Origin of the sequence: Pararhodobacter zhoushanensis (assembly GCF_025949695.1) — a bacterium.
GTDB classification, from domain to species: domain Bacteria; phylum Pseudomonadota; class Alphaproteobacteria; order Rhodobacterales; family Rhodobacteraceae; genus Pararhodobacter; species Pararhodobacter zhoushanensis_A.
Window position 1 is genome coordinate 84,684 of record NZ_JAPDFL010000002.1, and the last position, 24,549, is coordinate 109,232.

At 64.2% G+C, this 24,549-nt stretch carries 22 protein-coding genes; 19 read left to right on the forward strand and 3 right to left on the reverse strand.

What is annotated here, in order from left to right:
* Positions 1 to 34: 34 nt before the first annotated feature.
* The 11 genes from OKW52_RS22495 (at position 35) to OKW52_RS22545 (ending at position 12,091) form a co-directional block, all read left to right on the forward strand.
* Positions 35 to 1,702, forward strand: a complete 1,668-nt coding sequence (locus OKW52_RS22495) for a UGSC family (seleno)protein (protein WP_264507829.1) — start codon at positions 35 to 37, stop codon at positions 1,700 to 1,702.
* On the forward strand, positions 1,671 to 2,642 hold the full coding sequence (locus OKW52_RS22500; protein WP_264507830.1) for an NAD(P)/FAD-dependent oxidoreductase: 972 nt from the start codon (positions 1,671 to 1,673) through the stop codon (positions 2,640 to 2,642). The genes OKW52_RS22495 and OKW52_RS22500 overlap by 32 nt, the downstream gene beginning before the upstream one ends.
* 92 nt (positions 2,643 to 2,734) lie before the next feature.
* Positions 2,735 to 3,772 (forward strand): ABC transporter substrate-binding protein, encoded by a 1,038-nt coding sequence (locus tag OKW52_RS22505; protein ID WP_264507831.1) that lies wholly within the window; start codon positions 2,735 to 2,737, stop codon positions 3,770 to 3,772.
* A gap of 59 nt (positions 3,773 to 3,831) precedes the next feature.
* Positions 3,832 to 5,559 (forward strand): ABC transporter permease, encoded by a 1,728-nt coding sequence (locus tag OKW52_RS22510; protein ID WP_264507832.1) that lies wholly within the window; start codon positions 3,832 to 3,834, stop codon positions 5,557 to 5,559.
* Positions 5,559 to 6,614 carry an ABC transporter ATP-binding protein gene (locus OKW52_RS22515; protein WP_264507833.1) on the forward strand — a complete coding sequence of 352 codons (1,056 nt, stop codon included), beginning with the start codon at positions 5,559 to 5,561 and terminating at the stop codon, positions 6,612 to 6,614. Before OKW52_RS22510 ends, OKW52_RS22515 begins: the two co-directional genes overlap by 1 nt.
* A 303-nt stretch (positions 6,615 to 6,917) precedes the next feature.
* Positions 6,918 to 7,187: a hypothetical protein gene (locus tag OKW52_RS22520; protein WP_264507834.1), complete on the forward strand. Its 270-nt coding sequence runs from the start codon at positions 6,918 to 6,920 to the stop codon at positions 7,185 to 7,187.
* Positions 7,188 to 7,517: 330 nt separating this feature from the next.
* Positions 7,518 to 8,294, forward strand: coding sequence for an enoyl-CoA hydratase-related protein (locus OKW52_RS22525; RefSeq protein WP_264507835.1), 777 nt, complete (start codon positions 7,518 to 7,520; stop codon positions 8,292 to 8,294).
* 54 nt (positions 8,295 to 8,348) lie between these two features.
* Positions 8,349 to 9,407 (forward strand): type 2 periplasmic-binding domain-containing protein, encoded by a 1,059-nt coding sequence (locus OKW52_RS22530; RefSeq protein WP_264507836.1) that lies wholly within the window; start codon positions 8,349 to 8,351, stop codon positions 9,405 to 9,407.
* A 57-nt stretch (positions 9,408 to 9,464) separates the two neighbouring features.
* On the forward strand, positions 9,465 to 10,025 hold the full coding sequence (locus OKW52_RS22535; RefSeq protein ID WP_264507837.1) for a TRAP transporter small permease subunit: 561 nt from the start codon (positions 9,465 to 9,467) through the stop codon (positions 10,023 to 10,025).
* A 4-nt stretch (positions 10,026 to 10,029) separates the two neighbouring features.
* Entirely contained in the window at positions 10,030 to 11,328 is a 1,299-nt protein-coding gene (locus OKW52_RS22540) for a TRAP transporter large permease (RefSeq protein ID WP_264507838.1), read from the forward strand.
* 1 nt (position 11,329) lies between these two features.
* On the forward strand, positions 11,330 to 12,091 hold the full coding sequence (locus OKW52_RS22545; protein WP_264507839.1) for an SDR family oxidoreductase: 762 nt from the start codon (positions 11,330 to 11,332) through the stop codon (positions 12,089 to 12,091).
* Here the strand turns inward: OKW52_RS22545 and OKW52_RS22550 are convergent.
* Together OKW52_RS22550 and OKW52_RS22555 are read right to left on the reverse strand one after the other, a co-directional pair.
* A complete protein-coding gene (locus tag OKW52_RS22550) occupies positions 12,084 to 12,641 on the reverse strand; it encodes an NIPSNAP family protein (RefSeq protein WP_264507840.1) in 558 nt (185 codons plus the stop codon). The genes OKW52_RS22545 and OKW52_RS22550 overlap by 8 nt on opposite strands.
* Positions 12,642 to 12,693: 52 nt before the next feature.
* The gene (locus tag OKW52_RS22555; protein ID WP_264507841.1) at positions 12,694 to 13,542 is read right to left on the reverse strand and encodes a helix-turn-helix domain-containing protein; all 849 of its coding nucleotides are present in this window, start codon (positions 13,540 to 13,542) and stop codon (positions 12,694 to 12,696) included.
* Positions 13,543 to 13,728: 186 nt separating this feature from the next.
* Here OKW52_RS22555 and OKW52_RS22560 point away from each other — a divergent pair, with 186 nt between their 5' ends.
* Together OKW52_RS22560 and OKW52_RS22565 are read left to right on the forward strand one after the other, a co-directional pair.
* The gene (locus tag OKW52_RS22560; protein WP_264507842.1) at positions 13,729 to 15,402 is read left to right on the forward strand and encodes an FAD-dependent oxidoreductase; all 1,674 of its coding nucleotides are present in this window, start codon (positions 13,729 to 13,731) and stop codon (positions 15,400 to 15,402) included.
* Between the two features lies 1 nt (position 15,403).
* On the forward strand, positions 15,404 to 16,153 hold the full coding sequence (locus OKW52_RS22565; RefSeq protein WP_264507843.1) for an SDR family NAD(P)-dependent oxidoreductase: 750 nt from the start codon (positions 15,404 to 15,406) through the stop codon (positions 16,151 to 16,153).
* A gap of 21 nt (positions 16,154 to 16,174) precedes the next feature.
* Here the strand turns inward: OKW52_RS22565 and OKW52_RS22570 are convergent, their stop codons facing one another.
* Positions 16,175 to 16,669: a MarR family winged helix-turn-helix transcriptional regulator gene (locus OKW52_RS22570; protein WP_264507844.1), complete on the reverse strand. Its 495-nt coding sequence runs from the start codon at positions 16,667 to 16,669 to the stop codon at positions 16,175 to 16,177.
* Positions 16,670 to 16,885: 216 nt separating this feature from the next.
* Between OKW52_RS22570 and OKW52_RS22575 the strand changes: the two genes are divergently transcribed.
* From OKW52_RS22575 to OKW52_RS22600, 6 genes are all read left to right on the forward strand, one after another.
* On the forward strand, positions 16,886 to 17,653 hold the full coding sequence (locus tag OKW52_RS22575; protein WP_264507845.1) for an SDR family NAD(P)-dependent oxidoreductase: 768 nt from the start codon (positions 16,886 to 16,888) through the stop codon (positions 17,651 to 17,653).
* A 4-nt stretch (positions 17,654 to 17,657) separates the two neighbouring features.
* Positions 17,658 to 18,440 carry a 2-ketocyclohexanecarboxyl-CoA hydrolase gene (gene badI, locus OKW52_RS22580; protein ID WP_264507846.1) on the forward strand — a complete coding sequence of 261 codons (783 nt, stop codon included), beginning with the start codon at positions 17,658 to 17,660 and terminating at the stop codon, positions 18,438 to 18,440.
* Between the two features lie 61 nt (positions 18,441 to 18,501).
* On the forward strand, positions 18,502 to 19,659 hold the full coding sequence (locus tag OKW52_RS22585; RefSeq protein ID WP_264507847.1) for an acyl-CoA dehydrogenase family protein: 1,158 nt from the start codon (positions 18,502 to 18,504) through the stop codon (positions 19,657 to 19,659).
* Positions 19,660 to 19,733: 74 nt separating this feature from the next.
* The gene (gene aliA / locus OKW52_RS22590; RefSeq protein WP_264507848.1) at positions 19,734 to 21,377 is read left to right on the forward strand and encodes a cyclohexanecarboxylate-CoA ligase; all 1,644 of its coding nucleotides are present in this window, start codon (positions 19,734 to 19,736) and stop codon (positions 21,375 to 21,377) included.
* Entirely contained in the window at positions 21,374 to 22,132 is a 759-nt protein-coding gene (locus OKW52_RS22595) for an SDR family NAD(P)-dependent oxidoreductase (RefSeq protein WP_264507849.1), read from the forward strand. The genes aliA and OKW52_RS22595 overlap by 4 nt, the downstream gene beginning before the upstream one ends.
* A gap of 126 nt (positions 22,133 to 22,258) precedes the next feature.
* The gene (locus OKW52_RS22600) at positions 22,259 to 24,532 is read left to right on the forward strand and encodes a tetratricopeptide repeat protein (protein WP_264507850.1); all 2,274 of its coding nucleotides are present in this window, start codon (positions 22,259 to 22,261) and stop codon (positions 24,530 to 24,532) included.
* Positions 24,533 to 24,549: the final 17 nt, after the last annotated feature.

Here is a 24,549-nt window from a genome sequence, read left to right on the forward strand (position 1 = left end):
GGGTCTGCTGACTGTTAGGGGGAGACCGTCAGCCATGACCCGCGATCTGCAGAGTGCCCAGACAAAAACCCGCGTTGCGGCGCTGGACCCGACAGGTTTTCCCCCGGTTGTGGTTGGCAAGACGGCCGCGCCCCGGCTTTCCACGCTGGAGGGCAAGACTGTCTATCTGGTGGACAGCCGGTTCGACGATTCCCTCGAATTGCTCAAGCAGATCAAGATCTGGTTCTCCGAGGTCATGCCCGGTGTCACCGTCGAGATCAGGCAGCTGGCCAGCACCTATGCCAAGGACGACCCCGCGCTGTGGGAAGAGATCCGCGACAAAGGGGATGCCGCGATCATCGGCGTCGGTCATTGCAGCACCTGCGCGCCTGCGGTGTCGACCCATGCGATCACACTCGAGACGAAATACGGCGTACCAACCGTCGCCGTGCATACCGAGAAATTCGACCGCGTCGTGCGCTCGGTCACCAAGATGGCCGGTCTGCCGCAAGCGCCGCTGGTGTTTGTACCGCAACCCGTGATGGGCAAGACCGAGGCCGAGCTGCGCGCCTATGTGCATGGCACGGATCCGGTGCGCGGGGGCGCAGTCATGCAGGAGATCGTCGAGGCGCTGACCACCAGCCTGCCCCCGGTCACCAGGGACAGCGACCCCGCGACCCCGCGCGAGCGGCTGGTCTGGGCGGACAGCGAAGATGACCTGCACGCGCTCTACCAGCAGAACCTGTGGACCGATTTCCTGCCCATCGTGCTGCCGACCGAGGCGCGTGTCGAGCAGATGCTGGCGGGCACCAGCCGCGCGCGTGACGAGGTGATCGGACGCATGCAACCCACCCCGAACCGGGGCGCGTGGAGCTATACCGTCGAGAAGGTCGCGATCAACGCGGTGATGGCGGGCGCACGGCCCGAGTATTTCCCGGTGATCCTGGCGCTGGCCGCGTCCGAGTTTTCCTCGCGCCGCTCATCCTCGTCGTCGGTCGCGACGATGGTTGTGGTGAACGGCCCGATCCGGCATGAGATCGGCATGAATTTCGGCATCGGCGCGATGGGCCCCTATAACCACGCCAATGCCACCATTGGCCGCGCCTACAGCCTGTTGTCGCAGAACCTGCAGGGCGGCTCGACCCCCGATCAGACCTATATGGGCACGATGGGCAGCGCCTATTCCTATTCAGGCCTGACCTTCGCCGAAAACGAAGAGCGCAGCCCCTGGGAGCCGTTGCATGTGCAGCATGGCTTCAAGGCGGAAGACAGCACGGTCAGCATTTTCTCGGGCTTGCGGGCGGTGACGCATTCTCTGGGCCTGCGCGAAAAGCATTGGCGCGAGCACGTCGCCGACATGCTGCGCGGCACCGAAGCGATCACCGCGCCCTGTCTGGTGCTGGACCCGATCTGCGCGCAGCAATTTGTTGACCGGGGCGGGTTCGCCGACAAGGCGGCGCTGATCGACTTTATCCACGATCTCGCCAAGGTTCCCGCCGGGGAATACTGGGATCTGCAGCTGGTGCAGAACTATGTCTATCCGCGCGCGACATTTGGCGAGGAACCGCTGGCGACACGGCTCAAGGCCGCGCCGGACGAGCTGATCCACAAATTCCTGAAAGAGCGGATCAATGTGGTCGTCACCGGCGGGGAAACCAACGGCTATTGGCAGATCATGAGCGTCACGCGCCATGACACGCTCAGCATCGACGCGTGGCGCTGAACCCATGACGCAGGCGGATCACGATATCATCGTCATCGGTGCCGGAACCGCCGGACTTACAGCGGCGCGCGTCGCCGCCGAGGCGCGCGCGCGCGTGCTGGTGATCGAGCGGTTGAGCGCAGGCGGACAGGTGTCCACCATCGACCGCATCGTGAATTTCCCCGGTCAGGATGAGATCGGCGGGTTCGAACTGGGCCCGATGCTGCAAGAAGACGCCGAAGACGCCGGCGCAGCCCTCGCGCTGGCCGAGGTCACCGGGCTGACCCGTGACGGCGAATTCTGGCGCGTGGCGACCAGCGAGGGCGATCATACCGCAGATGCGGTGATCATCGCCTGCGGTTCGACCCGCAAACCCTTGGGCGTACCGGGTGAGGAGGCTTACACCGGGCGCGGCGTGTCGCATTGCGCGTCTTGCGATGGCGGGTTCTTTCGCAACCAGACCGTGGTCGTCGCCGGGGGCGGAGATTCCGCGCTCGATGAAGCGCTGGTGCTGGCCCCGGTGGTCGGTCGGGTCTTGCTGGTCCATCGCGGCACCGGCTTTGACGCCACTCAAGGCCAGGCCGAACGGATCACCGCCTGTGACACGATCGAGGTGCTCTGGAACACCACCGTCACGGCGGTGTTGGGCGACGAGACCGGGATGACCGGCGTCACCCTGCACAACGCCGCCCAAGGCACCGAACAGACGCAAAGCGCCAACGGGCTCTTTGTCTACACCGGACTACAACCCAATACGGCGTTTCTGGAGGGGATCGCCGACCGGGATGCAGCCGGGCGGCTGATGGTTACAGCGACACTGCAGACGACAGCACCCGCGCTCTATGCTGCGGGCGATCTGCGGGTTGGCAGCATCGGCATGCTAAGCGAGGCCGTCACCGACGGCCAGCGCGCAGCCCGTTCGGCACTGGACGGGCTGCACCAGAGGAAAACGGCGGGGTAGGAGAAACACGTACGGGCCCCAGCCGTGCTGCCCGGTTTCGTGCCGGCAGCAGATCGCGGACATGCGCCGCACCCATGAGGAGGAGAACACCCATGAAGACTCTCAAGGCTCTGGTGATCACCACCATGATCCTGCCCGCGTCGCTGGCGCAGGCTACGGAAATGACAGAGACGGAAAGCACGCTCTATGCGGCGGCGCAGTCCGAGAATGGCGTGACCTGGTACACGTCGCAGCTGACCACCGAGCAGGCCGAAGAGGTTTGCGCGCGGTTCTCGACCCGGTTCGAGGGCATCGCCTGCTATCCGGTCCGCGCCAATGGCAGCAGCACGCTGCAGCGCGTGGTGCAGGAAATTCAGGCGGGCGCGGTGCAGGGCGACATCGTCAGCACCAACAGCGTCTCCGACTTTGAAGAGTTCAAGGCCTTGAGCGGGCTTGCGCAATACATGCCCGACAACCTGTCAGGCATGCAGCCGTCGCTGGCCGCACTCAACGACTCGGACGGCTATTATTTCGTCTCTGGGGTGTCGCCTTTCGGCTTTGTCTATAACACCGATCTGGTTGGCGCCGACGAAGTGCCGCACAGCTGGAACGACCTTACAGACCCGCGCTGGAGGGACCAGATTGCCATTGCGCACCCCGGTTTCTCGGGCAGCGCCGGGCAATGGGCGATTGCGATGGACCGCCTGTATGGGCGCGCGTTCTTCGAGGGGCTGGCAGCGAACGAGCCGCAGATCGGCCGCTCGATTGCCGATGGCTACACGATGGTCACCACCGGCGAGCGTTCGCTCACCGTGACCTCGCTGGCGCTGGGGCGTGATGCGATGCGCGACGGTAAGCCCGTCGATCTGGTCGTGCCGGACGAAGGCATGTTCCTGCCGCCAAGCGCCGCCGGGGTGCTGGCCGGATCGCCCAACCCCAACAGCGCGCGCCTGTTCGCCGAGTTCCTTGCCTCGACCGAGTTCTCGGAATGGCTGGCGTCCATGGGCCGCAACCCGCTGCGCACCGATGTGGCCACGCCTGAGGGCACACCAGACCTTAATCAGGTCAGCGTGCTGACCGTGTCGGTGGCTGAATCGCTGGCCAACCAGCAAGACGTCGCCGAAATGTTCCGCGACATCTTCGGCATCTGAGCCCGCTCTCGGCCGGCCCTGTCGGGGTCGGCCGACACCATCAGCACAGCGGAGTCCCCATGACGACCGATCCCCAAACCGTGACACACCAGCGGTCCTTCAGTAACCGGCTTTCGGTGCTGCAACCCGTCCGGCTGGTCTGGCTGGGCCTTGCACTGGCGCTGGCGCTGCTGGTTGTGGCCCCTATCGCCATGCTGGTGATCAAAAGCTTTACCGCAGCGGGCAGCGGCGGCTTTACCTTCGACAATTACGTTGCCGCATACGGGCGCGCGCGCCATGTGCAGGCGCTGTGGAACACGCTGATCATGGGGCTGTGCACCACGGTGCTGGCCGTTTTGCTGGCGGTGCCGACTGCCTGGGCCTGCACGCGTACCAATATGCCCGGACGCACCCTTGTGCGGATCGCGCTGTTCGGCGCGTTCCTGATGCCGCCCTATCTGACCGGGGTGGGCTGGATCCTGCTCGCCGGGCCGAATGCCGGGTTCATCAATCAGGCCTGGACCGCGCTGACCGGGCTGGGTGACCCCTTGGTCAATATCTTTTCGTTCGGCGGTCTGGTGCTGGTAATGGGCGTCAGCACGTTCTTTACCATCTTCATTCTGGTCAGCGCCGCGTTCGAGCTGCTGTCCTCGGAGATGGAGGACGCCGCCAATATCCTGGGTGCCGGTCCCTTCACCACCGCCTTCAAGATCACCCTGCCGATGGCGATGCCGACGATCCTGGGCAGCGCGCTGCTGACCTTTCTGGTGTCAATTGCGCTTTACGGCGTGCCCGCGCTGATCTCGATCCCGGCGCGGTATCCGGTGGTGGTGATCCAGCTGGCCGAGTTCTTTTCCTTCCCCATCCGCATCGAGGTCGCTGCCGCCTATTCCATCCCGTTGCTGGGCATCACCATCGGCCTGTTGCTGCTGCAGCGCCGCGTGCTGGGCCGCAAGGGATACACCGCCGTTGGCGGCAAGGGCGGTGAGCGCCGGATCATTGATCTGGGCCGCTGGAAATGGGCGGTCTTTGCCTATGCGATGCTGGTCGTGCTCCTGTCCGTGGCGATGCCGCTTCTGGTGCTGCTGATGGCCGCGTTCAGTCATTCCTGGGTGGACGGGTTCAGCATCGACAATTTCACGCTGGAGCATTTCCACTATGTCCTGTTCGAGCATTCCAGTTCGCAAAAGGCGCTCTTGACCAGCGTTGGCACAGGCGCTGCTGCGGCCACGCTGGCGATCTCGCTGGCCCTGTCGATCTCGTATATCGTGCAGCGTAGATTGCTGCCTTACGGCGGTGTGCTTGCCTTCTTGTGCATGTCGCCCTTCGTCATTCCGGGCATCGTGCTGGCGATCGGGTTCTATGCCGTCTATGCGCTGCCGCCGGTGGGGCTGTATGGCACCTACATCATTCTGGTGCTGGCCTTCACGACGCGCTTTCTGCCCATCGCCTATACCACCAGCACCAATGGTGTGCGTGCCATCAACCCTGAAATGGAAGAGGCCGTGCGCATCCTTGGCGGCGGGCAGTTCACGGCGATCCGCAAGGTCGTAGCCCCCCTGCTCAAGCGTACGCTGGCTTCGGGCTGGATCCTGATGTTCGTGCCCGCCGCGCAAGAGCTGTCCACCGCCGTGTTCCTCGTCGGTCCGCATACCCGCGTCGTATCCGTGGTGCTGCTGGATATGAGCGAGGAAGGCACTTTCGAACGTCTTGCGGCGCTTGGCAGCGTGTTGCTGCTGATCATTGCCGCCATTGTGCTGATCGGCGTCAAGCTGCTCGGACGTGATTTCATGCTGAGGAGAACCTGATGCAAGGTCTGGTCCTGAAGGATCTCGGTCGCCGTTTCGGTAACGTCGACGCGGTCAAGGATGTCAACATCACGCTGCAACCGGGCGAGTTTCTGTCGCTGCTGGGTCCGTCGGGCTGCGGCAAGACCACGACACTGCGGATGATCGCCGGGTTCCTCGCGCCGACCTCGGGCTCGATCCTGCTGGACGGGGTCGAGGTATCGTCGCCGCGCGGGTCGGTCCCGCCGGAAAAGCGCGGCATGTCGATGATCTTTCAAAGCTATGCGATCTGGCCGAACATGACGGTGCTGGAGAACGTCGCCTTTGGTCTGAAACTGCGCAAGATGGACAAGGCCGATGTGCGCCGCCGCGCCGGCGAGATGCTGGAAGCCGTGCGCCTGAGCCATCTGGCCGACCGCTATCCGTCCGAGCTGTCAGGCGGCCAGCAGCAGCGCGTGGCGCTGGCGCGGGCGCTGGTGATCCGCCCGAAACTGCTGCTGCTGGACGAGCCGCTGTCGAACCTCGATGCCTCGCTGCGCGAGGATATGCGGTTCGAGATCAAGCGCATCCACGATGAATTCCGCATCACCTCGGTCTATGTCACGCATGATCAGAGCGAGGCGATGGTCACATCGGACCGGATCGCGGTGATCAACCATGGCAAGGTCGAGCAGATCGACACGCCCTATGAGATCTACACCCGCCCCACGACGCGCTTTGTCGCCGGGTTCATCGGGCGGACCAATCAGATAACCGGCACGCGGCGGGCGGGACAGGTCGACTTCACCGGCTTTGCGCTGCCGCTGTCGCTGTTTACCGGGACCGAACCCGAGGTCTTCATCTCGATCCGTCCGCAATCGCTGCATCTGAGCGCGACCGAACCGGTCACCGACGATCTGTTCAAGCTGCGCGGCAAGATCAGCGCACGGGCATTTCTGGGTGAGACCTGGGATTACGTGTTTCGCACCGACAGCGGGCTCGAGCTGCGCATCGTCGCGCGCCCGCACCAGATCTATCAACTGGGCGACGATGTCTGGGCGACGGCCTCGCAGGATCAGATCGTGCAGATCCACTGACCGAAGCGGTGACCATTGCATCGTCAGGTCTGAACGCAGCATTGGCGCGCTGTGTTGGGCATGTCGGGAGGGCGGTTCTCGCGCCGCCTTCGAGACCACGCTGACGGCAACGCCCTGCAAAAGACAGCGACCGAGCCCCTGTTGCACGCAAGGGCGTTGCTGCGTGCGCAGGACACGTCTGTTCATGCAAAAGGCCGTGGCTGAATCAGGCCCGCTACCGACGCCCGCGCCTGATTGGAATCACGTGCCTCGACCGCGACTTTCGCGTGGCTCTTGCCGAAAGTGCTTCGTGCCGGGGCAAGGATGCTGCTGATCAGCACCGGCAGCGCGGCCAGCGAGATCCGGCACATCTCGTCTCCCATCCGGGCCAGACTGGTGTCGCAGAACCGCGCCGAGGAACACGCCGCCGATATCTGCTCGGGCCGCATCGGCCTTGTCGAGCGCCTGCAGGCCGGAAACGAGTCGCCCAACACCCCGCAAGTCTGCATCGCTTGGCCGACACCGTCGCGCAGCCATCTCACGAACGGGCTGCGGCGCAAGGCGCGATCCGGCACTGCCGCCTGCCGTGACTAAAGGGCAATATATTGTCGTTAGTCCGTAAAGTGCCGCGCCGCATTTTGCGCTTAGAGTGCAAGAGATGCCACGCTAGATGCACAGATTATTCCTAAATTATGCAGTAGGGTAGCTGGATTGCGTCGGCTCAGTGAAGTGGCTTTCACACAGAGCTTGCTGAAACTATGTTAATATGTTTACATAGTTTTCAGGTGGGAGGAGACACTCATGAAGGCGACCGTTTTGGCGGCCCGCATTGCCGATGGCTTGTCCATCGCTGATCGCATTACCCCCGTTTCCAGCACGAAACGCGCGCCGCGTTCGCGTGCTGACAAGAAGGGGTGAGGGCCTGTGAGCTGGACCTCTATCGTGACCGAGACGGACGGTCCGGTCGGCATTGTCCGGCTCAATCGCCCTCAGTCGCTGAACGCGCTCAATCTGGTGATGACGACCGAGATGTCGGCCGCGCTGACCGCGTTTGAGGAAGACGACGCGATCGGGGCGATTGTGCTGACCGGCAATGCGCGGGCCTTTGCCGCCGGGGCAGACATCAAGGAGCTGCAGGACAAGACGTTTTCGGACGTCTACGCCGAACAGCTCATCACCCGCAGCTGGGAGCGACCGGCCACCTGCCGAAAGCCGATCATCGCGGCGGTGTCGGGTCACGCGGCGGGTGGTGGCTGCGAGATCGCGCTGATGTGCGACATCGTCATTGCCTCGGAAACCGCGCGCTTCAGCCTGCCGGAATCTGCCGTCGGGGTGATCCCCGGCGCAGGCGGCACGCAACGGCTGACGCGGATCGTCGGCAAGGCCGTGGCGATGGATATGATCCTGTCTGGGCGCGTGATGCATGCGCCCGAAGCGCTGGCGCGCGGCGTCGTCAGCCGCGTGGCGCCAGCCGACAGTTATTTCGGCGAGGCGCTGGCGCTTGCACGGCAGCTCGCTGCCCGGTCTCGCCCGATCATGATGCTGGCCAAAGAGGCCGTGAACCACGCGCATGAGACGCATCTGTCCGAAGGCATCTATCTGGAGCGCCGCCTGCTTTACGCGACCTTCGCCACCGACGACCGGCGCGAGGGCATGACCGCCTTTACCGAAAAGCGCCCGCCCGTTTTCACCAACCGCTGAGGCGAACGGGCCCCGCGAACCGCACGAAAACAACACCGTCCTGGGAGGAGAAACATGACGATGCGTTTACTGACCACACCACTTGCGCTGGGATCGCTGATCCTGAGCAGCCTGCCCCTTACTGTCGCGGCACCCGCCATGGCTGCCGAAGTCGAGGGCCCGGCGATCACCTGGGAGGTCTCGCTCTGGGGCAACCGCCGCGGGTTTACCGAAGGGGTCGAGGCGCTGGCAGCCTATCTGGCCGAAAAGACTGACGGTAACTTCCAGCTGTCGCTGCAATATGGCGGCGTGCTGTCGGACCCCACCGAGAACATCGACGGCATCCAGATCGGTGCCTTCGAGATGGCGACGGTCTGCTCGTTCTATCATCCCGGCAAGCTTCCGGTCTCGACCGGGTTGAACCTTGCCCTGCTGCCGCTGCCGACGCTGGAAAGTCAGTACCGCACCTATGCCGAATACCTGCGTCACCCGGCGGTGGCGGCGGAATGGGCGACATGGAATGCGGTGCCGGTGATGTCGGTGCTGATGCCCAACTACGAAGTCATGGGCCGCGGCGAGCCGCCGATGGATCTGGCGGCGTGGCAGGGCTTGCGGATCAACGCCTCGGGCGGGCATGCCGCGCTGATGCAGGCGCTTGGCGCGGTGTCAACGACGATTCCGGCCCCGGATCTTTACAGCTCGATGGAGCGCGGCGCGCTGGATGCGATCGTCTATCCCTACACCTACGCTTTCACCGCCTATTCGCTGCAGGAACTGTCCACCTGGGTCACCGATAGCTGGAATCTGGGTACGGTGCATTGTGCGCTGGCGGCGAATGCTGACGCCTATGCCGCGCTGCCACAGCAATACCGCGACCTGATCGACGAGGCGATCCCCGCCGCCTATGCCCACCAGATCGAGGCCTATTCCGAGGTGGACGCCACCAACGAGGCCGATTTCGAAGCGCGCGGTCTTGTGCGGGTGCCGATGCCGGATGACGTGCGCAGCGCGCTTGAAGCGGCGGTCACGCCCAGCTGGCAGGCATGGGTCGCTGACATGGATAGCCGCGGCTATCCGGGGCAAGAGCTTCTGGACCTCATCCTGACCTCGGCCGCAGCCGCCACGGCGCAATAAGCCGCACACTTGCCGGCGGGCGGACACCGCCCGCCGGGCTCATCCAATGGGGAAAGCATGCAAGGACTGATCGAGGTAATCCACAAGGCCCTTGGGCAGGTCGAGCGCGTCTTCGCGCTGGCCGCCGGGATTGTGGTGATGGGCCTGATGGTCGTCGTCTGCGCCGAGGTTGTGGGGCGCTCGGCGCTGCATCATCCGATCCGGGGCAGCATCGACATCGTGTCACAGATGATGGCCATCGCTGCGGCTGGGGGCATCCCCTACACGCAATCCAGGCTGGGCAATGTGCGCATGACGATCCTGACGGGGCGTCTGTCCGACCGGCCGCGCTGGCTGCTCGAAGCGCTGACCTACACCATCGCCGCGTGGTCTGTCTGGGTGCTGATGCAGGGCTCGAACGGCTTCCTGCAACGCGCCTGGCGCAGCGGTGCCGACACCGCCGAGATCCACATCCCCACCTGGATCGGCATCAGCTTTGTCACCGTGTCACTGGCGCTGTTGCTGGCCCGGCTGCATTTGCAACTAATCGAGGCCCTGCGCCTGCTGGCGCTGCCGCGCTCGGCCTCGCGGGTGTTCGGCATCGAGCGGCCTTCAGCCGCCGCAACTGGAAAGGGCTGACGCCATGGACCCTGTTACGATCGGCTATCTGGGCATCGGCGCGCTGGTCCTGTTGGTCCTGCTGGGCGTTCCAGTCGCCTTTGCGTCGGCCTTTGTCGGGATCATCGGCATCAGCTATATCCGCAACCCTGCCGTCGGCGAGGGGCTGGCCGGGATGATCCCTTTCGCCAATTCGGCCAGTTATTCGCTCAGCGTTTTGCCACTGTTCGTGGCCATCGGTTTTCTGGCAATGCATGCGGGCATCACCACGTCGGCCTATGACGCTGCCCGCAAATGGGTCGGTCGCGCACCGGGCGGGCTGGCCACGGCGACAATTTTCGCCAGCGCCGGTTTCGCGGCGGTCTCTGGCGCCTCGACCGCCTCGACCGCGGTCTTCACCCGCCTTGCCCTGCCCGAGATGGAAAAGCGCGGCTACGATCTGGCCTTTTCGGCCGGGGTGGTGGCTGTCGGGGGCACGCTGGCCGCTCTGATCCCGCCCTCGGCCTTGCTGGTGATCTACGGCATCATCGTTGAAACCTCGGTCGCACAACTGCTGCTGGCGGGGTTCCTGCCGGGCGTCCTGTCGATCGTGGTTTACCTTGCGGTGATCACCATCGTCGTCAAACTGCGTCCCGGTCTGGCCCCGATCGAACCGGCAGTGCCGATGATGGAAAAGATCCGCGCGCTGCCGCAGGTGGCGGGTGTGTTCTCGGTCGTTGGCGTGATCCTTGTGGGCATCTACATGGGCTGGATGACCCCCACGGAATCGGCAGGGGTGGCGACGGCGATCATCCTGCTGATGGCGATGCGCAAACGGATGAAGCTGCGCGAGTTCGGGCACGGATTGCTGGACACGGTTCAGACCACCGCCATGATCTTCATGGTGATCTGGGGCGTCATGGTCTTCGTGCGGTTCCTCGCCTTTACCGGCCTGCCCGCGTCGGTTTCCGAAGGCATCACCGATCTGGACGTGCCGCGCTGGGTGATCCTGGGCGGGATCATCGTGATGTACCTGCTGCTGGGGATGATTCTGGACGGGCTGGGCATGATGCTGCTCACCCTTCCGGTGGTGTTCCCGTCCATTGTCGCGCTGGGGTATGATCCGGTCTGGTTCGGCATCCTGCTGGTCAAACTGATCGAGGTCGGTGTGGTGACGCCGCCGGTGGGGTTGAATTGCTACGTGGTGAACGGCATCCGGCCCGATATCCCGCTGGAGAGCGTGTTCAAGGGCGTTGCACCGTTCCTGCTGGGGGAAATCGTCATCATCGGCGTGATCGTGGCCTTCCCCGACCTGATCCTGCTGCTTCCCAATCTGATGAACTGACATGACCCATTGTGCGATTATCACCGGCGGAGCGGACGGGATCGGCTGGGCCTGCGCGCAGGCCCTCGCCGCCGCCGGACACCGCGTTGCGCTGCTGGATCTGAACGGCGGCAAGGCGATTGAACGAGCCGTGGCGTTGGGGCCAGAGCATCTCGGACTGGCCTGCGATGTCACCGATGAACAGGCGGTCGCGGCGGCGGTGCAGCAGGTCGGCGCGGCGCTGGGACCGATCCGCGTGCTGGTGAACAACGCTGGAATCGGCGACGTGAACCTGCCGACGCTTGACCAGACCGGCGCGCATTTCCGCAAGATGCTGGACGTCAACCTGACCGGCGCCTTTCTGGTCGCGCGCGCGGCCGCGCGGGCGATGACAGATCACGGTCAGGGCGGCGCAATGGTCAACATGGCGTCAATCGCCGCGCTCACCGGGCTGGCGCGGCGCAATGGCTACGGTGCGGCCAAGGCCGGGATCGTGGCGCTGACCCGGTCGCTGGCGTGCGAATGGGCGGCGCAGGGCATCCGCGTCAACGCGGTGGCGCCGGGCTATGTGCGCACCGAACTGGTGGCAAAGCTGATTGAGGACGGGTTGCTCGACGTCGCAGCGATTGAGCGGCGTTGCCCGATGGGCCGGTTGATCGAGCCGTCCGAGATCGCCGCGGCGGTGGCTTTCCTGTGCTCGCCTGCGGCCTCGGCGATCACCGGGGCCACGCTGACGGTCGATGCCGGGTGGATGGCGTTTGGCGCACCTGGGGACGCTAGCTGAGCGGTGAAACGCTCAGCGAGCGGAGCAGGTGATGCGCGGTTGCGCCCGGCGGTGCAACGGGCGTCCCGGGGCTGAGGGCCACAAGCGCGCCGGGGGTGTCGCCGTGCGCGACGCTCCAGACCGCCAGCGCCTCATCGGGCGCGGCACCAAAGGTCAGGGTCATGAACCCCGGCGCAAAAAGCGGTGCGCCCGGCTCCAGCGCCGCATGCGGTGCGCGGCGGGCAGCGACGACGGCCTCCAGCGCCGCCGATCCGCGCTGCAAGCGCATCAGCCGGTTTTCCTGCCGTTCGATCAGGGGAAAGCCGCGCGGCATGAAACCCTGTGTCCAACCCGCCTCGCCGCCAAGGCCTGCCCGGCAGGTGTCACGCTCGGCCAAAGACCCGTAGATCCACAGATGGTGAATACGGTTCAGCGACCCGCTTTCCGCCAGCCAGTAGCCGCCCAAGGGCAGATGACGGGTGGCGTGTTGAACGCCCTCGCGGCTGAACAGGGCGAGGTAGTCCAACGCCTTGCCCACACTCAGATCATAGCTGCGCCATTCGAAAATCATTGGCCCCTCCTGCCGCGCCATACTGCGCAGCGCGGTCGGCCGGGACATGGATTCAAGCGGTGAATTCTTGTGCTTTTTCCGCGTGCCGGCTGCGGCGGTACTCGCCCGGTGCCATGCCGACCCGGCGCGAGAAGAAGCGGCTGAAATAGGCCGGGTCTTCAAACCCCAGCTCGTACCCCACTTCAGCCACGGTGCGCGCCATATAGACAAGGTGGCGCTTGGCCTCGACAACCAGCCGCTCGTACAGCAGTTCTGACGCGGTTCGCCCGGTCCGCGCGCGGCACGCTTGCGTCAGCCGCTGGACGGTGACGCCCAGATCGGCGGCGTAGAACTCCATGGATTTCTCGTGCCGGAAATTCTGCTCAAGCGCATTGCGGTAGCGACAGAGCAAGACATACTCGCGGTCCTGCGCGAGGGGGCGCATGTCGGGCTGTGCGGCGCGGTGGCGGCGCATGGCGGTGATCAGGATCAAATGCAGATAGCCCTCTATCGCACGGACACGGCCAGGCACGGACTGGACGTATTCCTCCTGCAGGCCATGAAACAGCGACGCGGCGTGATCCATGGCACCGGGCGGGGTAACCAGCGCGTAGACGGCAGGCTGGGTCAGCGCGGCGGCCAGATCGGCCACGTCCTGGGTGAGGCGGGCGATGAAGGGCACGGCGGCATTGATCACGGCCCCATCGGTGCGCGGCACGAACAGGAATTCATGCACCAGCCCCGCCGGAACCACGACCAGCGAGCCGGGGGGAACGGTGTAGTCCTCCCCCTCGACCCGCAGGGTGCCGCCGCCGTTATCGACCAGCAGAATCTGGATGTGGTCAGGATGCACATGCGGCGGAATCGTCCAATCGTGGCGGCCGCTGCGTTCGGGGATCCGCTCGATATGCAGGAAATCCATCTCGACGTCGGGTGCGGATTCTCCGTAGAGAAAACAACTCGGTATGCCAGTCCCTGTCCAGTCCATCGGTTTGTCGCCTCCCTCACGTCGCCTGCGTATCGTGCAATAAATGCAGATCAGCGTCCATTCTGTCGTTGGACAGATCGTGGTGTTCCTTGACCGAAGATGGCTTCGGAGGGAGAGGATATGCAGCGCGATTGCGATGTTCTGGTGGTGGGCGCGGGTGCCGGGGGAATGGCGACAGCCATCACGGCGGCCAAGCTGGGGCTGAAGGTCATGGTGATCGAAAAGGCCCCGGTCTTTGGCGGGACCACGGCGTTTTCCGGCGGCGTGCTGTGGATCCCGGGGAACCCCGCGGATGCCAGCGGACGCGAGGCCGCGCGGACCTACCTGAAATCGGAGACCGGCAATTTCTATGACGAGGAAGCGGTCGAGCTTTTCCTCGACGAAGGCCCCCGGATGATGGCGTTTTTCGAGCGCGAAACGGCGATGAAATTCGTCCCCACCCTGTACCCCGATTACCACCCCGACGCGCCCGGCGGCGCAAAGGTCGGGCGCTCGGTGCTGGCCGCGCCGTTCGATGCCTCGGTGCTGGGTGACAATCTCAAGCGACTGCGGCCACCGCTGAAAACGATCACGTTCATGGGGATGATGTTCAACTCGTCGAATGCGGATATCAAACACTTCTTCAACGCGACGAAATCCGCCAAGTCCTTCTTTTACGTCGCAAAACGCCTTGCCGCGCATATGGTCGAGCTGGGGCGCTACGGGCGCGGGGTCACCGTGACCTCGGGCAATGCGCTGGCCGCACGGCTGGCCAAAAGCTGCTTCGATCTGGGGATCGAGATCCACACCGACACCCCCGCGCTGCGCCTGCTGCACGGCCCCGGGGGCGTGACCGGGGCCGAGATCAGCACGCCGCAAGGCCCGGTAACGGTGACCGCGCGACGCGGCGTCGTGCTGGCGGCGGGCGGTTTCGCGCAGGACGTGGCGCGCATCCGGCAGGCCTATCCGCATCTACGGCAGGGCGGCGACCATCTGTCCCCCGTGCCCGAGGCGAACACCGGCGACGGCATCACGCTGGCGCAGCAAATCGGCGCCCGGTTCGACACGCGCCTGCCCGCGACCGCAGCCTGGATTCCGGTGTCGGCGGTGCCGGTCGGCGGCGGAAAACGCGCAGCCTTCCCGCATCTCATCGACCGCTACAAACCCGGCGTGATCGCCGTCCTGCCGAACGGCAAGCGGTTTACCAATGAAAGCAACAGCTACCACGACGTCGGCGCGGCGATGATCGCGGCCTGCGAGGGTGAGGCGGAAGCCGCCTGCTGGCTGATTGCCGACCGCGAGGCGCTGCGCACATACGGGCTGGGCTTTGTGAAACCCGCGCCGATGCCGATCGGTCGCTTCCTGCGCAACGGCTATCTGAAATCGGGGCGTACTCTGGCTGAACTGGCGCGTGCCTGTGGCATCAAGGGCGAGGAGTTCGAAGCAACGGTCCGCCGCTTCAACGCCGGGGCCGAGCGAGGCGAAGACCCGGAATTCCAGCGCGGCTCGACCGCGTTCAACCGCTATCTTGCCGACCCCGAGCACGGCCCCAACCCCTGTGTCGCACCGATCCGGCAGGGGCCGTTCTACGCGGTGAAGCTGTTGATGGGGGATCTGGGAACCTTCGACGGATTGGCATGCACGCCCAAGGGGCAGGTGTTGGACATGGCGGGCCAGCCGATCCCCGGCCTGTTCGCGGTGGGCAATGACCGCGCGTCGGTGATGGGCGGCAATTATCCCGGCGCGGGGATCACGCTGGGACCAGCGATGACCTTTGGCTATGTCACCGGGCGGCATCTGGCGGGGGTGGTCTGACATGGACTGGTTGGGACTTGCGGGCAAGGTGGCGGTGATCACCGGCGGCTCCGGCGGGATCGGGCGGGCTTGCGTGCAGGCGTTCCGGGCAGCGGGCGCCGTCGCCATCCCGGTGGATCGCAGTGCGGATGACCCCGGCAGCATCGCCTGCGATCTGGGCGATCCCGCCGCCGTCCTGTCCGCCGCCGCGATCATCGCGCAGCGGGGCGGGGCCGACATCCTTGTCAACAATGCGGGCATCCTGAAACCCGGCGGGCTGGAGGATGTCAGTATCGCAGACTGGTCGGCCATGCTGGACATCAACCTGACCGGCGCGCTGCGGATGGTGCAGGCGCTGGTCCCGCAGATGCGGGCGCGGGGCGGTGGTGCTCTGGTGCATGTCGCCTCGATCTCGGCCAGCAATCCGCAGCCGTTCTCCGGTGCGTACAGTCCCGGCAAGGCGGCGATGGCGATGCTGTCGCGGCAACTGGCCGTCGAACTGGGGCCCGAGGCGATCCGCTCGAATGTGGTCAGCCCGGGACTGGTGCTGACCCCGCTGTCGCAGCGGTTTTACGACGATCCCGAGGTGAAATCCCGCCGCGAATCCGTGGTGCCGCTGCGTCGCATCGGCACGCCCGCCGACATGGCCGACGCGGTGCTCTTCCTCGCCTCGCCGCGCGCGGGCTATGTCACCGGGCAGGAAATCGTGGTGGATGGCGGGCTGTCACAGGCCCTGATGGGGCTGGTGCCGCGCCCCGGTTACGCGCGCTAGGGCGCGACGGCGGGAGGCGGGTCAATCCTCGCCGCCCTGAGCGTCGTCTATGGCGCGGAAGTTTTCGCGCAGGATGTCCAGATAATGCAGCATGTGGATCATGTCGTTGTTCGACAGGTTCCCCATCGATTCCGCATAAAAGGCGGCAATGTCGCCTTGCATGTCAGCCCACCGCTGCCAGCCGACCGGCGTCAGCTTGATCAGCCGTGAGCGGTTGTCGTTCACGTCCACGACCCGCTCGATCCACCCCCGCGCGTCGAGCCGCGACAGCACGCCGGTGAGGTTCTGTCGGCTGACCATCAGCAGCTTGGCCAGATCGCGCACCGCAATTCCGTTGACCCAGCGTTCACGCACCAGAGCGCCCAGCACAGCCCATTGCTGGGTGGTGACATCGTGGCGATCCAGCCACCGGGTGCCGGTCTTGTTGAGCTGGTTGGCGCATTGATACAGGCGAAACGCCAGCCGGTTCGACAGATCCGCCGTCAATGTTCCGGATTGGTCAATGTCTTGCTTCATTTTCCTACTATCGCCCCGTTGCATTGCGGCGTCAAGCAGTGGTCCCGCGCGATCATGGGTCGGAAAATATGTAAAGTAGTTGACATAAAATTAGAGCCCCTCTAACCATTGCTCTTGAAGACTGGGAGGGATTCGCGTTGGTGCGACCGGCTTTCCGCGCAAGAGGCGCGGATACGGTCCTGCGCGTTCATTCCCACAGCAGAAGGAGAGATCGCCTTGAAAGGTCTGAAAGGTAAAGTGGTTGTCGTAACCGGCGGTGGCGGGGGCATCGGTTCGGCCACCTGCCTGCGCTTCGCCGAAGACGGCGCGAAGGTTGTGGTTGCCGATATCAACGCGGTAGCCGCCGAGGCTGTTGCCGCCCAGATCCGGGACTCGGGCGGCGCGGCTCTGGCGCTGGGTTTCGATCTCACGGATCTGGCCGCGTGCCAGACTGCCGTTGACCAGATCGAAGCCGATTTCGGTCCGATTGACGTGCTGGTGAACAACGCGGGTTGGGATATCTTCGTCCCCTTCCTGAAATCCGGCCCGGATTTCTGGTCCAAGATCATCGACAACAACCTGCGGGGCGTGCTGAACATCACCCATCCGGTGCTGTCCAGAATGGTCGAACGCAAAGCCGGCCGGGTCGTGTCGATCGCGTCGGATGCCGCGCGCGTCGGCTCGTCGGGCGAAAGCGTTTACGCCGCCTGCAAGGCCGGGGTTGTCGCCTTTTCCAAGACGCTGGCACGCGAGCATTCGCGCCATGGCATCACCTTCAACTGCGTCTGTCCCGGCGTGACCGAAACCGGCATGCTGGAAAATTTCATGGACAGCGCCGGCAACAAGGAAAAGCTGCGCGAGGCCTTTACCCGCGCCGTGCCGCTGGGGCGGCTGGGCAAGCCCGAGGATCTGCCCGGCATCATTGCCTTCTTCGCCTCGGACGAGGCTTCCTTCATTACGGGTCAGGTGATTTCGGTCTCCGGCGGCCTGACCATGCACGGGTAAGATCATGGACTATCAGGACATTCTCTATTCGGTGAAGGACGGCACGGCCACCATCACCATCAACCGCCCCGACAAGTACAACGCCTTTCGCGGCCAGACCTGCGAAGAGCTGATCCACGCGTTCAACAAGGCGGGCTGGGACAAGTCGATTGGCGTGATCGTGCTCACCGGCGCGGGCGAGAAGGCCTTTTGCACCGGCGGCGATCAATCTGCGCACGAAGGCCAGTACGACGGGCGCGGCACCATCGGCCTGCCAATGGAAGACCTGCACACGATCATCCGCGACGTGCCCAAGCCAGTGATCGCCAAGGTCCGCGGCTTCGCCATTGGCGGCGGCAACGTGCTGTGCACGATCTGCGATTTCACCCTTGCCGCCGAGAGCGCGCAGTTCGGGCAGGTCGGCCCCAAGGTAGGGTCGGTCGATCCGGGCTATGGCACCGCGTTTCTGGCCCGCGTCGTCGGCGAGAAGAAAGCGCGCGAGATCTGGTATCTGTGCCGCCGCTACACGGCACAGGAAGCGCTGGCCATGGGGTTGGTGAACACGGTTGTGCCCGATGATCAACTCGACGCCGAGGTCGAGACATGGTGCGCCGAGATCATGGCGAAGTCGCCGACCGCCATCGCTCTGGCCAAACGCAGCTTCAACATGGACACCGAGCATCAGCGCGGCATTGCAGGACTGGGGATGCTGGGATTGTCACTCTATTACGACACCGACGAGTCCAAAGAAGGCGGCATCGCCTTCAAGGAAAAGCGCAAGCCGGACTTCCGCAAGTTCAACCGCTGACGCGATGGCGGCGGGCGCTGAGGTGCCCGCCATTTTCTGGTTCTGGGGTTGGGAGGCCTGCATGAAAACCATTTTCGACACCGAGGAACTGGACCAGATCCGCGACCTCGCCCGCAAGTTTGCGCAGGATCGGGTGGCTCCCGGCTATCTTCAGCGCGAACGCGAGGGTCGGTTCGACGCCGCGTTGATGCGTGAAATGGGCGCGCTGGGTCTGATCGCGCCGGAACTGTCCGAAGCCTATGGCGGGATGGGTGCTCCGTATCTCTATTCGGGTGCCATCATCGAGGAGCTGGGCAAGGCCGACTTCACCTTCGGCTATGTCTCGCTGTTGGCCTCGCTGAATGGGCATATCCTGTCCAGCTTCGCGCAGCCCCATATCGCCGCCGACTGGCTGCCGGGGCTGGTGGCGGGCGAGCATTTACTGGCCATTGCGCTGACGGAACCCAAAGGGGGCTCGGACGCGGCCAATCTTGGGCTGAAAATGGAGCGGGTCGGCGATCACTACGTGATCAACGGCGAGAAGACATCGATCTCGGCCAACCAGATCGCCAAGGGCGTGATCACCTTCGCCCGGACCGGCCGCCCCGAGGACCGCGCGCAGGGCGTTTCGGCGGTGCTGATCCCGCTGGATCTGCCCGGCATCACCACGTCCAAATTTGCCAACATGGGTCAGAACTCAATCGGTCACGGCTCGATCTGGTTCGACAACGTGAGAGTGCCCGCCGATCACCTGTTGGGGACCGAAGGCAAGGGCTTTGCGCAGGTCATGCAGGGCTTCGACTTTTCGCGCAGCCTGATCGGGTTGCAATGCGTCGGCACCGCGCGCGCCAGTCTGGACGAGACCTGGGCGTATATCGGTGAACGGCAAGCCTTCGGCAAACCCTTGGCCGCCTATCAGGGCATCACGCATCAGCTGGCTGATTTCGACACACGGGTCGAGGCGGCACGGCTCATGTCCTACAACGCGCTCTGGCTCAAGGATCAGGGACTGCCCCACACGGCCGAGGCCGCGATGACCAAATGGTGGCCGCCGCTTCTGGCTTATGAGGCGATCCATGCGTGCCTGCTGATCCACGGCCACGCGGGCTATTCCGACACACTGCCCTTCCAGCAGCGCCTGCGCGATGTGCTGGGGCTGCAGATCGGGGACGGCACGGCGCACATCATGAAGAACATCATCGCCCGCGAGCGGGCTGGCCGTCAGGCCGTGACGGGCTGACGGCCCGCCTTTCCGGGCGTCGGGGAGGGCGCTCGGGCCACAACGGGGAAACCCTAACGCCTTGGGAGGATACCATGGATTTCGACGCCGTTCTCATCGAGCCCCGCCGCGCCGCAATGGTCGCTGCGGGCTTGTGGCTGGACAAGACTGCCGACGACTTTTTCGACGCTTGCCTTGCCACGAACCCGGACGCCATGGCGCTGTCGTCGATCACCGTCGCCAACGGCGCGCGGCGTGACCTGACCTGGGCGCAGCTGGATCTGCTGGCGAACCGGGCCGCGCTTGGACTGCGCAAGCTTGGCGTCGGGCGCAATGATGTGGTGACCTGCCAGCTGCCCAACGGCTGGGAATTTGTCGCCACCTATCTGGGCTGCTCGCGCATTGGGGCTGTGTTCAACCCGGTCATGCCGATGTTCCGCGAGCATGAGCTGCGCTTCATGCTGCGCCATGGCGAGAGCAAGGTCTTCCTTGTGCCCAAGCTCTTTCGTGGCTTCGACCATGAGGCAATGGCCGAGGCGATGCAGCCCGACCTGCCCGACCTGCGCCACATCGTTGTGGCGGGGGGTGCCGGAGCGAACAGTTTTGACGCGTTGATGAACACCCCCGCCTTTGACGCGGATCTCGCGACGATCACGCCTGAGACACGGCTTGGCCCCGATGATGTGTGCCAGCTGATCTACACCTCGGGCACGACGGGCGAACCAAAGGGCGTGATGCACACCGCCAACACGATGTACGCCAACCTTGCCCCTTTCGCCGATCGGCTGGGCATGGGGGCAGATGATGTGATCCTCATGTTCTCGCCGATGGCGCATCAGACTGGCTTTATGTACGGGCTGTTGCTGCCCTTGATGCTCAAGGCCCGTTTCGTGCTGATGGATACGTGGGACAAGGCCATGGCAGCGCGCACCATCGAAGGGGACGGTGTGACCTGGACGATGGCGTCGACCCCGTTCCTGCTGGACCTGACCGGCGCGATGGAAGAGCTGGGGACCGATCCGCAGTCGCTGCGCATTTTCCTGTGCGCTGGCACGGTCATTCCCGGCCCGGTTGTCGAACGCGCGCAGCACGTGCTGGGCGCGCGGGTGATTTCAGCCTGGGGGATGACCGAGAACGGGGCCGTGACGACGGTCCTACCCTCGGATCCGTCGCAGCGTGCGGCCCAGACTGACGGCGTACCGCTGCCCGGCATCGAGCTGCAGATCCGCGACCGTGACGGGCAGCCGGTTAGCGACCCCGGCTTTGAGGGTGACCTCTACGTGCGCGGTTGCTCGAATTTCGGCGGTTACCTGAAGCGCCCGCACTGGAACAACGTCGATGCCGACGGCTGGTTCGACACCGGCGACATCGCGCGCAGGGATGCCGAGGGCTATATCCGCATCTGCGGACGCTCCAAGGACATCATCATTCGCGGTGCCGAGAATATCCCGGTGGTCGAGGTCGAAGCCGCGCTGTTCAAACACCCGGCGGTGCAGACTGTTGCCATCGTCGGCTATCCCGATGACCGGCTGGGCGAACGCGCCTGTGCTTTTGTAGTGCCGAAACCGGGCCAGAGCCTGAGTTTCGACGCTATGACCGCGCATCTGAAGTCGCATGATTTCGCCATCCAGTACTGGCCCGAACGGCTGGAACTGCGCGAGGCCTTGCCTGCAACCGCCTCGGGCAAGATCCAGAAATTCGAGCTTCGCCGCCAACTGCGCGAGGCGATGGGGCTGTGAGCACGGGACGGATCGCACTGGTCACCGGCGCGGGCGGGCCCATGGGCCGCGCAGTCGCGGCGCGGCTTGTGGCCGAGGGGGTCGCAGGACTGGTGCTGACCGATATTTCCGCCCGTCGGCTGGAGGAAACCGCAGCGACCCTGCGCGCCCTGCCCGGCGCGCCGCGCCTTGTGGTGCAGCGCGCAGACGTGACCCTCGCCGCCGAGGCGCGGGCCGTGGCCGAGGCGGCGCTGGCCGCGTTCGATCAGGTGGATTTGCTGGTCAATCTGGTGGGCGGGCTGCGGTCGAGGGCGCTCTACACCCCGTTCCTGTCGATGGACGAAACCCGCTGGCGGCAGACGTTCGATCTGAACCTGATGGGTGGCTTTCATCTGATGCAGGCGTTGGTGCCGGGGATGATCGACCGGGGTTTCGGGCGCATCGTCAACGTCGCGTCTATCGTCTTTGCCGGGGAAAAGGGGCAGGCCGACTACGCAGCCGCCAAGGCCGCCGTCGCCTCGCTCACCCGGTCGCTGGCCGCGGAATTTGCCCCGCATGTCACGGTGAATTGTGTTGCTCCCGGCCTGACCAACACGTCGGTCACGCGCAACATGCCCGCCGCCGAGACCGCGCGGCTGGTGGCGGGCAGCTTCATTCCCCGCCTCGCGGAACCTGAAGAAACTGCCGCAGCCATCGCCTTTTTCCTGCGCGACGAGGCGGCCTTTGTCACCGGCGAGATCCTTGCCGTGGCGGGCGGCATTCATCCCCATCTGTAGCCGCTCGGGGCGCGAAACGGTTCAAGGCATCCCCTTCATTGCAGTATGGTCGGACACTCTTTGGTTGCGGAAGCGCAGTCGATCAGCGATGGATCAGTCTGCAAATTCAGGGCGAGATCCATACAGATGAGAAGTGACGTTCAGCCATTGGCAGCAGACGCTTCGCGCAAACCGCTGGAGCTGGGCGCAGACCCGGAACTGGCTATGGATCGGATGCAGATCCCGGAAAATGCGCCACTTTTCATCAAACGCGGCGTGATGTTGCGCCAGTCCGGACAACTGGCCGAAAGCAGGTCTCTGCTCACGTCGGTGGTCGACGCTCATCCTGAAAATCTGGGCGCGCGGCATGAGCTTGCCGTGACGCTGCGGCTTCTTGGGGACTACGCAAGCAGCTTGGACCTGAGTGAAAAGATCCTGTCCGCCCGTCCCATGCATCGACCATCCTTGCTGGCCTGTATCGATACCAATGCGCATGCGCGGAACTTTGACGGGGCACTGGCAGCAGCGGAACGCGCTGTCGAGCGCTTGCCGGACGACGCGCAACTCCTGACGAGACGCGGTGCCATGCTGCGCCATCTGAACCGGCTTGACGAAAGCCGCGCGATCCTTTCGTCGGTCGTGGACATTTTTCCCGACGACCTGGCGGCAAAGCATGAACTGGCCGTCACCCTCCGGCTTATGGGTGACCATGAGGGCAGTCATGAATTGACGCAAAGCATCCTGACAAGCCGTCCGGATCATCGCCCGTCCCTGCTGGCCTCTGTCGAGGCCACCATCCGTTCCGGGAATGTCGAAGCAGCACTCGCAGCGGTAGACCGGGCACTTGAGAGTATCCCCCAAGATCGCCAATTGCTGACGAAGCGCGGCATAGTCCTTCGCCAGTTGAACCGCCTGAACGAAAGCAAATCCGTGCTTTCTGCGGTGGTCGACGCCTATCCCGATGCAACGGGTGAAGCCCATGAACTGGCGGTCACTCTGCGGCAATTGGGCGACTATGCCAACAGCCTGACGCAGAGCGAAGCCATCCTGAAAAACCACCCGGCGCATTGGCCCTCTTTGCTGGCCTGTATCGACACGAATGCGCTTGCGCGGGATTTCGAAGCCGCTCTCGCGGCCGCAGACCGGGCCCTGCTGCGTCTGCCGGACAATGTGATGGTCTTGAGCAGACGCAGTGCCACGCTGCAGCAGCTTGGGCGGACCGATGAAAGCATCGCTGACCTGCGCAAGGCGCTCGCGCTTAATCCCGGCAACACCGACCTTCGCCACAGCCTTGCCGCGTCGCTGCGAGCATCCGGGGAAACACGCGAAAGCGCCGCAATTTTTCGCTCTCTTCTTGCCGAGGCACCGGGTCATCAGGGTGCCTTGATCGGGCACATAGAAGGTTTGCTGCAAGATCATCAGCTGGATGACGCGCTGACGTTGATCGATCAGGCCCTTGCAGCCGATCCCAAGAACATCGCACTCAGTGTCAAGCGCGCTGACGTCCTTACCCATATGGGCAAGGACAGCGCAAGGATCGAGCAGTTGCAGAGGGTTCATGCCATCACGCCCGGGTTGCCGCATGTTGCCCGGTCGCTGCACGCTGCTTTGATCGAGGATTTCAGGTTCGACGAAGCCGATACCGTCTTGCGTACCTATGTCGAAGCGCCCGGTGACGCGCGTGAAATGCGAAAGCAGAAAATCAGGTTTTGTCTTGAAACGGGGCAGCTTGCGAAAGCTCTCGATCTGGTGCAGGCGTGGCTTTCCGAGCTTCCGGACAGCCCGGACGCTTTGCTCTGCTTCTTTCAGGTCCGGATCGCAGCGCTGCAACTTGATGATCTGGGTGCGCTTGAAGAGACGTTGCTGAAGGCCATTCCGGCTTCGGAGGAACTGGTCTCATCCATGACGTCCCTGCGCACAGCGGTTTGGGATTTCGAGGGGGCGGTCCGCGTTTGCGAAAGCTTTCTTGCCACCTACCCGAAATCCAAGCGGGTTCGCGAACGGCTGATGGATCTTTTGTGGACCATGGGCGACCTTGAGCGCTTCAAGGCCGCGTTGAACGACCAGCCCAACGATCAGCATGAAGCGGCGTTCCGACTGATTAACCTTCTTATCGAGATGCGATCCTGGGATCAGGCGCGAACCCATCTGGTCCGTCTGGAAAATGCGGTACAGGGCGTCGCAGATCCAAGCGTGAGATCAAGTTTCCTGATGCGCATTCACAGAGCCTACGACAGGATGGGTGACGGCGCTGCCCTCAAGATCGCTGATCGCCTCGGGTCCGTTCCGTATTTGCGGCAGAACGTCAGACACTATGTCACCCTGGCAGACGGTCATCATGCCGGAAATGAACAGCCGACCCCAACCAAGGGCGCGCCCCTCTTCTCGAAATTCTATTCGGCGAAACATACGCGCCCCTGACGCTGCCCTCCGAGCAG